Raw genomic sequence first — 13201 nt, forward strand, 5'->3', positions numbered from 1 at the left:
TTCGGGATGAAACAGGAACATTTGGCTCAGATCGTTGCCTTGATAAAGGCATCGAATCCCAAGAACTATTATATCAACAATTCCGGACTTGCCAAGTTGGGGGAGCTGTTGTTCTATCCTGCATCTGGGAAGGAAAAACAGGGGCAACAATTGCTGCAAACCCTTGAACAGGCCTTCCCGGAGACCTTCAGGGGAATTCTGGCTTCGTTGCGGCGGTACCATCTGACCAGTTACTATACCCCCAAGACCCTTATCGAATATAAAATCGGTCTTCTAAAAAAGAACGGGTTCGAACCCAAGACCATACTGGAGCCCTCGGCGGGCAATGGGGCCTATGTGCAGGAATTGAAAAAGGCGTTTCCCGAAGCCCAAATCACGGCTTTGGAACCCGATATCCTATCGTTTGAAATCCTTAAGGCCAATAACCAAAAAGACGACCGTGTAACCGTACTGAACACCACTTTTGAGGATTTTTTTCTGGATCAAGGGGAAAAGACCCGTTTCGATCTGGTCATGACCAATATCCCTTTTGGGGACATTCCCATCACCAAGGCCTATCGACACGATTACCTGACGGAAGGTCCGCTCAAGAATGTGGGCAATTATTTTAATTTTTATGCCCCAAAGATGGTACGCCATGGGGGAATCACGGCCTTGGTTACCTCTTCCGCCTTTGCCGAGCGAAGTGCCTACAATGATTTTAGGGAGTCTATATTATTGGATAACGACTTGCTCCTGGCCAACCGTTTCAACACGGACTTGTTCACCAACGAGGGCACCAAGGTCGTATCCGATCTATTGTTGTACCGTAGGACTTCCAACAAAAAAACGCTGTCCGCCGACGAAATGGATTTTGCGGAAACCGAAGCCGTTGAACTGGAAGGTCAATCCTTTCTGACCAATCGTTTTTTCAAGAACAATCCGGGAAATGTTCACGGTACGCCCAAGCTCGGCTTTTTCCACAACAGGCCAAGCATTATTGTTGAACCTAACGAAATATCCCTGTCGAATTTTCTGGAAGGACAATCCGATGGTTTCAAGTTCGAGGTCGGTCAGGCACCTTTAGATATACCGAAAAAACCGGAACCCTTGCCAAAGGAGGCCATAGCCGAGGAACAAACGGCAGCACCACCAACGCCTCCTATCGTCGATACGGTTTTACCTCCGATTGCCTTGCACGATAAAGAAGCCAAACAATACTCCCGATTGTTTTTTGGTACCTACAATTTTAACAAGAAGGGCGAAGTTTTGTTTTACACCGACCCACAGCGCACAAGAAAGGTACCCCATAAAATCAGGGAATTGGTGGCGGACTATGCCCGTATGCGGAACGAGCTCGTACTGCTCAACCTCAATATCGAAAAAAGGGAACTTCCGGAGCAAGAAGTTGCCCGACGCTTCCAGGACTTGGACTACCAATTGGACACCTTCCATTTTAAGTGGGGATTCCTAAAGGGGCATCTCATATTTCTGAAGGACGACCATTATTTCGAGCAGGTCCGCCAACAGTTTGAGAAAAAGGAGGATGGAAAGGGCTATGGCAAAAATCCGTCGTTCACCTTGAAACGATTTCTAAAGGCTCCCCGCGCCAAAACCAAACCCGATGAAACCGCTTCTGCTGAAATTGGCACAGATACATCCGACTCAAAGGAACCCAGATTCGAGAATCCCGAACAAATGGCGCGCTACCAATTTGACCATAACGGACAGATCGATATAGCAGCCATCACAAGAGCCTTTAAGACCAACGAAAAGGAACTGTTGCTGAACGGGCTGGAAACCCGCTCCCTTTTTCTAGAGCCCGATAGGGAATCCGAAACGGGCTATGCAGTGGTGCCCTATTTCCTATTTTCGAGTGGCTATATCCAGGATAAGATCGATTATGTCGGGAACCATCCTCCGCCATTCGAAATCGGAACGGAAAGAATGGAACAGGCGTTGACGGAGCTGCTTCCCATAAAGTTGGACCTGGACGATATCGAGTTCAATTTCGAAAGCCATTTTATCCCCATTTCCGCGAAGGAGTCCTTTTTAGAGGAGCTCATAGGCGAGAAGGTACAGATCAATATGGCCCAGTTCAATTCCACCCTGACCCTGATGTTCCCCAGGGACTTTAACCAAGAGGCCCACGAACGTTTCAGTGTGGTGCTGCACCATGAGGTCAAGGCGAACTATAAACGGATATTGCAACATTTTGCTGAAAACAGGTATCCTGTCATCTTTACCTCGTATAAGGACAGGTCCGGAAAGACCATCAGGAAACTGGACAAGGATGCCACCTTGATGGCCCAAAATATTTATGAGGAACTGCAGCTCCACTTCAAGTCCTTTATCGAAGGGAGCCAAGAATTGAAGGCCACCATAGAGAACAACTATTATCAGGCCTTTTTGGCCGATGTCAATATCACGGTACCCAAGGGATGGCTCACCTTTCCGGATACCTTGGTCTACCCGCCCTACCAGCACCAGATCGATTCCACACTCTTCGGGCTTACCAAAGGGAGTGCCCTGAACGATCATCAGGTCGGCAAGGGCAAGACCCTCTCCATGGCGATGCTGGCCCATAAACTGAAACAGCACGGGAAGAGCAAGAGAACCCTGTTACTGACTTTAAAAAGCGTAGCCCCCCAGATCGAGGCCGAGATCAGGGCCAATTTTCCCCAACTGAACATGCTCCGATTGAGTTCCAAGAACATGGCCAAGGGCAAGAGGGCCAAGACCTTGAAAACGATTAAAAACCACAGGGCCATTGACCTGATCATCGCCGAGCATGGCCATTTAAAGCAGATTCCCAAATCAAGGCACTTCGTCCTGGATATCCTCGAAGAAAAAATCGATATGATCGAACAGGACCTACAAACGGCAAGGGAATACGGAAATATAAAGGAATCCAAAAAACTGATCAAGGGCCTGATCAAAAGGAAGGAACATTTGGAGGGCAAGCTACAGGCGACCCTTAAAAAATTGGAGGAACGGTCCGATGGGATGGAAACGACCCTGACGGATCTAGGCATCGAAGCTTTGATGATCGACGAGGCCCATTATTTCAAGAACATCGGTTTCACGACCCGGCATCAGAACGTATCCGGCCTCAACAACCATTCGGACAGTCAAAGGAACCTGGACCTTGAAATCAGCATAAAATCCATCCACCACAGGATGGGTCCCGACAAAAACATCTTTTTTTATAGCGGCACCCCTCTAAAAAACTCGGTTACCGAACTGTATGCCTACCAGCGCTATCTTACCCCTGCGGCACTGAAGCGCAAGAACATCTTCAATTTCGATGCCTGGGCCTCGATTTTCCTGAAGCAGAGCGTAAGCATCGAACCGAACATTTTCGGGGATCCGAGGATGCATGCGCGATTTCGATACTATACCAATCTGCCCGAATTGAGCAAGATGTACAACTCCTTTACCCATATCTGTAGGGACAAACATTTCAAGACCCATGACCTTGAAGTGGACAGGGAATTTATCATTTTGGAGTCGACACCAGCCTATGAAGAACTCAAACAGGCCTCGCTCAGGTTTACAAAGGATCGCAACCAAAATGCCCTGTTCAAGGTTCCCATTTACAACGCAGACCAAATGAAGTCCGCACACATAACGGCACTCAACATCAACCGTTCCCTTTTGATCGACCCTTTGGCAAAGGACAATCTTGCCATCGATTTTTCGGAACTCGACCAATTCAAACTGCAACGTCTGTGCCGGGATGTTGCCGAGCTTTATAAAAAAACATCGGAACACAAAGGGGTGTGTTTGGTGTTCTCCGACCTGAATGTTTGGAAACCGGGACAGTACAACTCGTACGACACGGTCCGCGAAATCCTTTGGGAAGACTATGACATTCCAGCCCATGAAATTGCCTTGGCTCAGGAGGAAAAGGCTAAGAACAAAACGGATTTCATGCAGGAAAAGATACGAAATGGAGAGATTAGGGTGGCACTCGGTAGTACACAGGTATTGGGTACGGGCACGAACATCCAAAAACGGGTCGTAGGCATCTTCCATATGGACATTCCCTATTCCCCCGATGCCTTTGACCAAAGGGCCGGACGGGGCCTGCGCAAGGGAAATGAAGTGGCCCAAATCTATGGCAATACGGTGGTGGAGCGATTCTACGGCATCAAGGATTCCACGGATATCTTTTCCTATTCGTTGAATACCCATAAGGAAAGGTTCCGGGAACAGATCAGGGAAGCCGACCCGAACAAGCGTATCTATGACGACCTTGTTCCCGATGACAAGAGCCTGTCCTATGAGCAGATGCAGGCTGCGTTGATTGGGGATATGGACCAATTTCAACTCGTCAAACTTTCTGATGACCTAAAGTTTTTACAATCGCAAAAGCGGTTGCACGAGCTCAACAAGGCCAATTCCTTCAAGGCCATCGAGCGCATCGAAAAGGAAAACAAACATATTGTTTCCCAAGTGGCCGATTTGGAAAGGGCGCAAAATGCGATCAGCGGGATGAACATGCCCATGGATGAAATCGAACCCGAGGACATGGACCAGTTGCAAAGAGGTTTGCTAGGTCTCGTTTCGGGTTCCGAACTCGAATCGAGTGTCCATAATGTAAAGGAACCCAAAACTTTCCTTAAACAATTGGGCTTGGCCATGGTCGAACGGTCGAATTTGAACCTGAACATACAAAAGCACAAGCAAGTTGCCCGTTTGCGAACCCTGAATGCCAATTTGGTCTTTCAAGCAGAATATGTTCCCTCAAATCACAATTATCTCTATTGCTATCGACTGGAGTTTAGGAATATCCACATCGTTGGCAGAAAACAGCAACGGTTCGACCCGGAAAAAGTGGCCCTGCAACTGTTCAAACTATGTCAAAAGGTACAACGGGAAATCAGCTCCAAAAAATTCGATCTGGACTATAACCTGCGTTCGATGGAAACCCATAAAAAGAAAACGGCTATTGGCTTCCCTCCGGAAAAAACGGCCAAGATGCAGGTATTAAGACAGGATATCAAAGAGCTCAAACGAAAAAGGGCAGTCAAAGTCTAACCGCGGCAAAGACTATTTTGTATATTCCAATTTAGAATGTAAACACGCCTAAAGTGGAATATAGCCAGAAATACCTTATAAATTAGTAGTTGAATTTTGGCGGTTAGCCCCTTTATAATGGATATTTTTTAGTCAATAGCTGTGCGGTTGTTTTAAAAGGGACTACTTACGAGGATTCCTGAAATCTTAAAAGTTCAAATTGAATTGGAGTTGTTTGCCCAGCATATAATAGGGAGTAGTTTCATCTAACCTTTTTAGACCCTATCATTAGCAGTTTTTTTGAAAACAAATGGCAATAAACGCCGAGAGTATTGATTTATTTTTAATATCCTGTTCAAGTACAAAAAAGGAATTATCTTTAGACTGTTATCTTTGTTCAAAACAAAAATTTATATGCTCGACAACCTGCAATTTAACTTTAGGAAAGAAAAAGAAGGCCCTGAAAATGACTTGGTCAATACTTTTCTAAATCAATATACTCAAAACTTTGAGAAGAAAAATTACAAGTTTAAAGTACTAAAGGAAGTTTATGCCGAGACAGGAATCCCAGATATTCTGATTGTGGTATGGGAAGATATTGATAAAAGTGGTTGGCCGCCAAAGAGAAATAAACTCGATAAAACGGACATTAAAATCCTGCACCATATTTCTTCAAATGGTAAAAGGGGTATCCGTTTTAAAAGAATACTTCAACAACTTGGGTACTCCGAAAAATCCGCTCAGAAATCCCTTAAAAAGCTGGTGCAAGCAGAGCTTATATTCTTTAACGGAATGACTGCCAGAATAAAGGATTTTGAAAATTCCTTTTTTGTACGTGAAATCATTTCCATCGAAGCTAAAATGAGTGATTGGAAGAATGCGTTTAAGCAAGCACAGTTAAATGAAAACTTTTCCTCACATTCTTATGTGTTGCTTCCTGATAAAACCATAACCGAGAATGTAGTGTCTTCGATCAATGGCAACCTTGGAATTTTATCTCAAAGTGAAGACGGCGCAAAATTGAAGGTAAGGGCAAAAAAAGCCAAACTACCTGGGTCTTATTTCTCTTGGATTATCAATGAATATATAGGCCGTCAATTGGCATCAGCTTTGTAAGTTTTATGATAGAAGAATTAAAGGATTTAAACCTAATCAAAAAAGGGGGGCAAAAGGAAGTTTTCCAAGGTACACATGATGAACATGGTCAAATCGTATTCAAGAAAGTTTTTCCAAATTCTGACAGTTTAGAGCGAACAAAAAGGGAAATAAGAGCGGTATCCGTACTAGACGAATCTCCGAATATACCTAGAATCATCGCTCATAATTGCGAAGAAGCTGACCCAGAATTTATTTGGATTGTCGAAGAGTACATTTCAGGGCAAAATCTAAGGGACGCCATAAATGACGGCAGAAAGTTCCTAATAAATGATATTGTTCGGTTTTTGGACACTATGCTCGAAATAGCTGTTCATTCCGAAAACAAACAACTGGTGCATAGGGATATTAAACCAGAGAATATTATCCTCGACGATGATGACAACTTTTGGCTTCTTGATTTTGGAATAGCAAGACACCTTGATCTAGAATCCATAACCAAGTCTGATGACCCCTTTGGCCTATTTACAGTGGGTTACGCATCCTCAGAACAATTTAGAAACTATAAAAAAGATATTGATATACGCGCAGACCTTTTTTCAATAGGGGTGGTTTGTTATGAATTGTTAAGGGGGCAAAATTTTTATATGGTCGATGTCGATAATGATATTTTTAAGGTTCTTAGAAAACTGGAGAATATATCTTTACCGCCTCTGAGAATAGAAGGCGATGGACAATTCCAACTCTCTACCTTTATTAGTCTTTTAGGAGACCATCGAAGAAATAGAAGGCCGAATACGGCTAATGAGGCAAAAATTATTTTTGACACTTTAAAGGAAACACTTACTTTAAATTAAATGGAACTATACCTTCAATTTGGATATGGAATGATGGCGCATTGCAAGCACCTTATTAAGAACTGGCAATCAGGCACTGTAATTTTGAGTCCAAGAGATCAAGACATAGATCAAATGAACGGTTTTGTTCCGGACATACATAAAGTAGGTGGTCAAGTTGTCTTTGATCCTCAATTTTATGTGCCGCACGCTGACCATGGAAGATTGACATCCCATTCGTTTTGGCCATCGGATTATTCAACAGCTCTTTTTAATTCGGTCGACGTCAGAAGAATGCTCGCAGTATTAAGGGACGAGTATAATAGCCCTTATGAAACGCCATTTTTCATCCTACCGGGAAGCAGAAGCTCTGAAATCAATGATAATTGGTATAACTACCATACTTTAATTATCAATGAAGCACAGAATTTAAATGTTCATGAAAACATTTATTTCACTTTGTGTTTATCTCAAGAAGCTATGAATTCTGAGGAGGCAATTCACGATGTTTTAGAATATATGGATACTTGGAATGTGCAAGGCTGCTATGTGGTACCAGAACCATCTAACAATCGCTATTTGGTTGACAACCCAAATTGGCTTGTCAATCTAATGGATTTAACCGCAGGTTTAAAACTTCAAGGTAAACAGGTTGTTGTTGGCTACGCCAATCATCAAATGCTCAATTTGGCACTTACGAAAACCGATGCAATAGCATCCGGAAATTGGCTCAATGTTAGGAGCTTTAATGCCAATAAGTTCAACAATCCGGAGGATTCTGTTAGTAGGAGGTCAACATGGTACTATTGTCCTCAGAGCCTATCGGAATATCAGATACCGTTCTTAGATATTGCGAGACGTTTGGGTATTTTGAGTGATTTAAGAACGGATACAGAAAACCTTTCTGGTTATGCCGATATTCTCTTTTCTGGTGCGCAACCAACAACTGTCAAATATGGCGACCGAGAGTCTTTCCGGCACTATCTACAATGTTTACGCATGCAAGCCCAAAATACCGTGAAAGAATCTTATATTGAGACTAAGGAATCCATTAAATTAAGACTGGAAGGAGCCGATAGACTTACCAAATATTTTAATGACAATGGAATACGAGGAAAGGACAGGGATTTTTCGGATGTTGTAGACTCCAACCTTTCTGCTTTAAATGTTTTTCACAGATTAAGAGGAATGGTCTTAAGTCACAAATGGGATTCTATTTAAATTTCCTATGGATTTATACATCTCAGTTATCAACTACGAAAAGCGCATGAATTAACGAAAGCCCTACTTCGTATGCAACACAGCCTGCCATAGATACCGTAAACTACTTCCGCAAAAATTTTTACGGTTACCTAAAGTCCATCCAAAAATTTGCAATGATTCCCGCCCGCCTCCAATAAGCGGACACCGGTTCCAACGCCCCTTCGGGGCGTATTTTGTGGTGAGGGGAAGAAGAAGTCGATTGTGGTTTAAATCCTTAATTTTCAATGATTTAAAGATTCTTGAGGGTATCTTGTAACAACAATTAAAAGCAGTACCTATGGAAACATTCTTTAAATCTTTGGGCAAGACGGGCATTGGACAATTCTCCATATCGGTCTCCTTTCACGGTACGGACTGTGCGGTCTCGCTACTCCCAAAGGCATCGGAGGGCGACAACGCCCTAAAAGCGATACGGCCCTTTACGCTCAAGGGCAGCATCGAGGAAATCGATACCGTCTTTTTGGAACGGTTGGGGAAACCCATGCAGGAAACAAAAGTACTGTTCGACAATGCCAACGGCTATCTCAGCAACCTGAAAAAGGCCGAGGAAAAGACCAAAATGGCGAACGACCGTAAGGAGAAAAAGAAGAAGGCCCTGTCCGACCTAAAGGAACTGGTCAAGGACAAGAAGTTCAACCCAATGGCCGAACACGAGAAGGCCGTGGATCTGGCCAACAAGGTATTGGAACTCGATGAAAACGACGCTTTGGCGAAAAAGACCATCGAGGATATGAAAGCCTATCAGCAACCCACCTTTTTTTAAACCACAAGCACTATGGAAGTATTAGGATTGGAAAGAAAATTTATGCTAAAGAACGTCTCGGGCGAATCCGTCTTGGACGACATCGACCCAAATTGGGCACCGGATCAAATCAAAGACCACTATGCCTCGGTGTATCCCGAACTGACCAATGCCAAAATCGTGGACAACGGCATTGTCGACGGCCGTCATGAAATTATGTTCAAGACCATAGCGGGAACCAAAGGATAGCGATGAATGAAAAAGAGGCACATACCATCAAAAAGGGACCTGTCCCGTTTCCACAAATCCTTGTTCGGCATTCTGGATTCGCGGGCGAGGCCGTCATCGGGAACCCGAAGACCCAAGCACGTCCAACAAGGGGGTCGTTTTTTTCTGACCTGACCATCCCGATCTTGCCTCGATTCGAGGTATTCGAAGATGGGGACGGAAATCGATGGGACACTCTAGGTACTCTCACAAAGAATGCTTTGGATACCCTTACAGGCAAGGCATCCGCCTTAACGGAAGATAGCCCAGAAATGCAGTTCTTCGGACAGTTGCAACGATTGCACAGGGAAATACCCGATGCACTGGTAAAGGAGGTATGCACCCAAGAGGGAAATGATGGCATCCTTGTCATGAAGCCTGTTTTTGAGGCGCACCATATTTGGGCGATCCCAATGGCTCCCATATTTTCTTTGCGTACCCGAAATGCTAAACTGTTCGCTAGCCTGCTGTCCTTTGTGCATTCATTGCCCTTTGACAATGTATTCAAACGGATGGGCTACCTCTTGGAATGTTTGCTCGAATGGTCGTTCGAGGTCTCGGAATCCGAATCCGACCCCGAGACCGACTGTTGCGCCGAGGGGCCATGTGTCCTATGCTTTATAGAGGCCCATGCTTCCGATTATGCCAAATACGAGGATTTCGATTGGTTGGCCTGTATGAGAAGCTACCGACCAAAAAATACCTTGTTCAAAATGATGCGGGATTTGCTGTTGGAAGCACCTACCATTGATTTCAATGCCTTTGCCAACCTATGTTTTTTGGAAGACGATATGGATATGGAAGTGGACGACCTGATCGTCTTTTTAGATAGGGAGGATTCCCAACTGGAAAACGGCTATATCAACTTTGTAAACGAGATCGCACAGTACGGCTACTCCCATACCATCTACGACACATCACTCACAGTTGGGAACAAGACCAAAGCCTTTGTTATGCGGGAGGAAGGGCAGGTAAATGCCATTTTCAATTTTATGGATTGTTTGAACGAACTCTTAAAAAAACTCTGATGGAAGAAAACACCCGACACGACCCGAAATTTCATTTTGAACCCAAAATAGCCATCATAGGCTATGAGGCCATAAACGGGTATTACGGACGGGACGAATGTTACTTTTCAAGGCACACCGTTCGAAACGGGAAATTGGGGGCAGGATCCCCGCTTACCATGGATATGGTAAGGGACATGCTCAAATTGGTCGATGTGGACAGATGCGAGTTTTCCTTTAAGGGTCGGTTGCCCAAACAGTTGCTCTATTTCAGGGACAAGGGTACGTTACAATTGGTCTGGTCTTGTGACCGACCCGTGGAAAGGCTACTTTTTAAAGAGCAATTGGACATACCTACGGGAACATATCCCATACCCAAATTGGTATTTTCCCTTTCGGGGGAATCGCTTTCCGTTTTTGCCATAACTCGAAAAAAGCCGATCCATGACGGCACGGAACTCTACCATGCCCCTTTTATGAACGTCTATGCCTCTGGAAAGGTGTGCATGGGCGATGCAACATTGTGTTATCGCCATTTGGACTTTTATGAGGACATGATGGCCTTTGCGGAAAAGCAATTTTTCCTGTCGGTTTTTACCCATACGAACCACGACCATCTGCTCAACGGAAATTACACGGAGTTGATGCTCCAAATGCATGGGACGCAGCATTTCGAGGAAGCCCTTTTATTCCCTAACCACCAACTTTTACAGCATGTCTATGAAAACTGATCTCCACTACGCCCCGAACTATTTTTTCGCTCCCACCCATCCCATTAGCATTGCGTTGGTCGGGGCAGGGGGCAACGGTTCCCTCGTGTTGGCACGTCTGGCAAGGCTAGGCCATGCCTTGGTGCAGTTGGGGCATCCAGGCCTCTATGTGACCGTTTTCGACGGGGACTTGGTACAGCCCTCGAACGTGGGCCGGCAGTTGTACGCCCCACAGGACGTTGGGGGCAACAAGGCCATTTGTGCCGTAACCAAGGTGAACCATACCTTCGGACTGCAATGGGATGCCGTTCCCGAACGGATAGGCGCGGACGATAAAAGATTGCACGCCAATCTGATCATTAGCTGTGTGGACGGTGCCGATTTTCGTTTGGAACTGGCAAAGGTGCTTAACCATCCACGTTCAGGTTCCTATCCATACGAGAACCAACATTATTGGTTGGATTTGGGCAACGGAAAATATTTCGGACAGTTTGTCCTAGGAAACCTGCAACACAATAATCTGCGTTCGGAAGGGGAGGCGAAACACCGCAAGCTGGACCATATCGTAGACCTGTTCCCCGACCTATTGGCGATGGAAAAAGAGGTCGAACAGGGAAGGGGATGCAGCTATGCGGACAAGTTGCAGGAACAATCGCTGTTCATCAATGATACCTTGTCGTCAATGGCCGTCCATTGTCTCTACGAACTTCTAACGAACAAAAAGATCAAATATCACGGGGCATTCGTAAACCTTGAAACGGGTAGAACGAATCCGCTTCCCATAAAATCCAACGTGCATGCTGTCGCTTGAAATGCTATACGAAAAGCTTCCCTTTATGGGATTTGTCATTTTTATGTGGATCATTCTACAGGGAATGCTCAGGCTCAAACGTTTTTTGGGAATACCGTTACTGCTATTTCTTTTTATCTTGGTAGGCATCCCATTTATTAAGGATTTGGTGTGGCTCTTTGGGGCATTGGAACTATCGGTCTGGGGATATTCTATTGCCAAAAAATGGCCGAGGCCATATTCTTGATTGTACCATTGTAATGATCGTTCTTATTGGTTCGTCTTTTTCTCTCCCTTCCCATGGTTTCTGCGGGAGTTGCGCGAAAGCCGCACCTTATCGGCCTCCCGAAATCCCTGCGGGATGTCATCGGGGGCCTCACGGTTTGCTTTCACACAACCCCCTCGAAACGGGACGCAAAAGTATGGAAGCCCCTATCGGGGTCCCATACCTTTGCGGAACGTGTTTTGTAGTTCCATAGTGTACGAGAACTTTGTTCGGTGTGTGTACCGTTGGTTCCCGTATTTAAGATATTTTATCGTTTTTTACGCAGGCAACTATTGTAGGAATAGATTAATAGCCAAAATTATTTTGTAACAAAAATTTACTAAATTTGTTACAAATAAGATGAATATGCTATGCGGAGTGTTGAGTCCAAAATAAAAAAATCCATTTCCAAAAAGGAGCGGGGAGAATTAGTGTTCCCCGATGATTTTCGGGGATTGGGTTCACCTGAAGCCATACGGTTGGCCCTCCATAGGATTGAAAAAGAAGGGTATATAAAAAGAGTGGCCCAAGGAATCTATGTCCGTCCCAAGATAAGTAAATATGTGGGAGAGGTATTGCCAACGGCAGAGGAGATTGCTAGGGCCATAGCCAAAAGGGACAAGATCAGGTTGGTACCTACCGGGGTATATGCTTTAAGTGCGTTGGGGCTTAGCACACAGGTACCCATGAAACTTGTCTTCCTTACCGATGGAGCTCCCCGGGAATTAAAATTGGGGAAGCGAAGCATAAAACTAAAGAAGACCACCCCCAAGAATTTATCGGCCAAGGGCGAGATAAGCAGACTGGTCATACAGGCCCTTCGCGAGATAGGAAAGGAACAATTAACGGACGAGGAAGAAGCAAAGATTATTGCCCTATTGAAAAAAGAAGACCAAAAAGACCTGCTTCACGATATAGCATTGGCTCCGGCATGGATCCGTAAAATTATGGAAAAGAGCTTGGAAAATGGATAAAAGGACATTTTACGATATACCCAAAGAAGATAGGCTTGCCATCTTTAAAAATGTAGAAAACAAAACGGGAATCCCCGATTTTGCGGTTGAAAAAGACTGGTGGGTCGTCCAGGCATTAAAGGTAATCTTTGAAATGGAGATAGCGGAACATTTGGTCTTTAAAGGAGGGACCTCGCTAAGCAAGGCTTGGAAACTGATAGATCGGTTTAGTTATCCAAAGTAAATCGTTATCCAAAGTGGGTTTACATAAG

The 13201-nt window shown here is 44.7% G+C and carries 12 protein-coding genes; all 12 read left to right on the forward strand.

Going from position 1 to position 13201, the window contains the following annotated elements; all coding sequences use genetic code 11:
- The first annotated feature begins 6 nt into the window (after window positions 1–6).
- Entirely contained in the window at window positions 7–5022 is a 5016-nt protein-coding gene (locus D2V05_RS14380; protein ID WP_119648313.1) for a helicase-related protein, read from the forward strand.
- 372 nt (window positions 5023–5394) lie between these two features.
- Window positions 5395–6117, forward strand: coding sequence for an AsnC family protein (locus tag D2V05_RS14385; RefSeq protein WP_147378289.1), 723 nt, complete (start codon window positions 5395–5397; stop codon window positions 6115–6117).
- 5 nt (window positions 6118–6122) lie between these two features.
- Window positions 6123–6953 carry a serine/threonine protein kinase gene (locus D2V05_RS14390; RefSeq protein ID WP_119648315.1) on the forward strand — a complete coding sequence of 277 codons (831 nt, stop codon included), beginning with the start codon at window positions 6123–6125 and terminating at the stop codon, window positions 6951–6953.
- Complete coding sequence (locus D2V05_RS14395; RefSeq protein ID WP_099545113.1) at window positions 6954–8153, forward strand: hypothetical protein; 1200 nt, start codon at window positions 6954–6956, stop codon at window positions 8151–8153.
- Between the two features lie 319 nt (window positions 8154–8472).
- The gene (locus tag D2V05_RS14400; protein ID WP_119648316.1) at window positions 8473–8958 is read left to right on the forward strand and encodes a hypothetical protein; all 486 of its coding nucleotides are present in this window, start codon (window positions 8473–8475) and stop codon (window positions 8956–8958) included.
- A 12-nt stretch (window positions 8959–8970) separates the two neighbouring features.
- Window positions 8971–9186 carry a PRTRC system protein C gene (locus D2V05_RS14405; protein ID WP_119648317.1) on the forward strand — a complete coding sequence of 72 codons (216 nt, stop codon included), beginning with the start codon at window positions 8971–8973 and terminating at the stop codon, window positions 9184–9186.
- 2 nt (window positions 9187–9188) lie between these two features.
- On the forward strand, window positions 9189–10232 hold the full coding sequence (locus D2V05_RS14410; protein WP_119648318.1) for a hypothetical protein: 1044 nt from the start codon (window positions 9189–9191) through the stop codon (window positions 10230–10232).
- Complete coding sequence (locus D2V05_RS14415) at window positions 10232–10942, forward strand: hypothetical protein (protein WP_119648319.1); 711 nt, start codon at window positions 10232–10234, stop codon at window positions 10940–10942. The genes D2V05_RS14410 and D2V05_RS14415 overlap by 1 nt, the downstream gene beginning before the upstream one ends.
- Window positions 10932–11732 (forward strand): PRTRC system ThiF family protein, encoded by an 801-nt coding sequence (locus D2V05_RS14420; protein ID WP_166248841.1) that lies wholly within the window; start codon window positions 10932–10934, stop codon window positions 11730–11732. The genes D2V05_RS14415 and D2V05_RS14420 overlap by 11 nt, the downstream gene beginning before the upstream one ends.
- Window positions 11719–11958, forward strand: coding sequence for a hypothetical protein (locus D2V05_RS14425; RefSeq protein WP_147378290.1), 240 nt, complete (start codon window positions 11719–11721; stop codon window positions 11956–11958). The genes D2V05_RS14420 and D2V05_RS14425 overlap by 14 nt, the downstream gene beginning before the upstream one ends.
- 389 nt (window positions 11959–12347) lie before the next feature.
- Window positions 12348–12950, forward strand: a complete 603-nt coding sequence (locus D2V05_RS14430) for a DUF6088 family protein (RefSeq protein ID WP_119648322.1) — start codon at window positions 12348–12350, stop codon at window positions 12948–12950.
- Window positions 12943–13173 (forward strand): nucleotidyl transferase AbiEii/AbiGii toxin family protein, encoded by a 231-nt coding sequence (locus D2V05_RS14435; RefSeq protein ID WP_119648323.1) that lies wholly within the window; start codon window positions 12943–12945, stop codon window positions 13171–13173. The genes D2V05_RS14430 and D2V05_RS14435 overlap by 8 nt, the downstream gene beginning before the upstream one ends.
- Window positions 13174–13201: the final 28 nt, after the last annotated feature.

The organism is Flagellimonas pelagia, from assembly GCF_003584135.1.
Taxonomy (GTDB): domain Bacteria; phylum Bacteroidota; class Bacteroidia; order Flavobacteriales; family Flavobacteriaceae; genus Flagellimonas; species Flagellimonas pelagia.

Coding starts and splice junctions, on each gene's coding strand:
- D2V05_RS14420 (WP_166248841.1), top strand. CDS start 10,932: ATGAAAACTGATCTCCACTACGCCCCGAACTATTTTTTCGCTCCCACC.
- D2V05_RS14390 (WP_119648315.1), top strand. CDS start 6,123: ATGATAGAAGAATTAAAGGATTTAAACCTAATCAAAAAAGGGGGGCAA.
- D2V05_RS14415 (WP_119648319.1), top strand. CDS start 10,232: ATGGAAGAAAACACCCGACACGACCCGAAATTTCATTTTGAACCCAAA.
- D2V05_RS14405 (WP_119648317.1), top strand. CDS start 8,971: ATGGAAGTATTAGGATTGGAAAGAAAATTTATGCTAAAGAACGTCTCG.
- D2V05_RS14400 (WP_119648316.1), top strand. CDS start 8,473: ATGGAAACATTCTTTAAATCTTTGGGCAAGACGGGCATTGGACAATTC.
- D2V05_RS14395 (WP_099545113.1), top strand. CDS start 6,954: ATGGAACTATACCTTCAATTTGGATATGGAATGATGGCGCATTGCAAG.
- D2V05_RS14435 (WP_119648323.1), top strand. CDS start 12,943: ATGGATAAAAGGACATTTTACGATATACCCAAAGAAGATAGGCTTGCC.
- D2V05_RS14430 (WP_119648322.1), top strand. CDS start 12,348: ATGCGGAGTGTTGAGTCCAAAATAAAAAAATCCATTTCCAAAAAGGAG.
- D2V05_RS14380 (WP_119648313.1), top strand. CDS start 7: ATGAAACAGGAACATTTGGCTCAGATCGTTGCCTTGATAAAGGCATCG.
- D2V05_RS14410 (WP_119648318.1), top strand. CDS start 9,189: ATGAATGAAAAAGAGGCACATACCATCAAAAAGGGACCTGTCCCGTTT.
- D2V05_RS14425 (WP_147378290.1), top strand. CDS start 11,719: ATGCTGTCGCTTGAAATGCTATACGAAAAGCTTCCCTTTATGGGATTT.